This window comes from Vibrio sp. 1249-1 (assembly GCF_033340495.1).
This window is the reverse complement of the sequence record NZ_JAWOWJ010000922.1, coordinates 1-570: the sequence shown is the minus strand read 5'-3', so window position 1 is coordinate 570 and position 570 is coordinate 1. Positions and strand designations below refer to the sequence as shown.

1 protein-coding gene is annotated in these 570 nt (G+C 44.6%); it reads right to left on the bottom strand.

From position 1 onward, the window contains the following. Positions 1 to 410, bottom strand: a 410-nt coding sequence (locus R7Z50_RS29700) for a LysR family transcriptional regulator (protein WP_318150042.1), incomplete at its 3' end; no start/stop codon positions are given. Between the last annotated feature and the right edge of the window lie 160 nt (positions 411 to 570).

Sequence of the window (570 nt, the reverse complement as noted above, 5' to 3'; positions counted from 1 at the left end):
CCTTCATCTAGCCATTCGCGGAGCGTCACGCTTGGCTCACTGTACACCTGGATAGAGCAGGTCGGTTCGGTTTGCTGCAATACGCGGATGACTTTAGGCAGCAGACTATCGTTATAGTCTTCTGGACATCCTAAACGCAGTGGGCGTTTGTTTTCGTAGCGTTTTACTTGCTTGACGGCTTGATTGTGCAAACTTACGAGTTGCTCTGCATGCGCTCGTAGTGACATACCCGCTTCGCTCAGTACAAGGTTGCGACCTTCCTTTTCGAATAAGCTGACATGGAGTTCATCTTCAAGCTTTCGCATTTGAGCACTAAACGCGGATTGGGTGCGATTGATTTGTTTTGCAGCACGAGTGAAGCTACCTGTTTCAACAAACGCAAGAAAGCTGCGCAGCGCGTCAATATCCATATTCTTTTCTATCCATCGTTTTTGTTGAAGTATCCCATCAAAACTATCCGTTAGTTTGAAATAAAACAATCAGATATTGTGATTTCACGCTTTAATTAATAACAACACCATTTGGCATGGAGGCAACAATGCAACTCTTTATCGGGAATCAAAACTACTC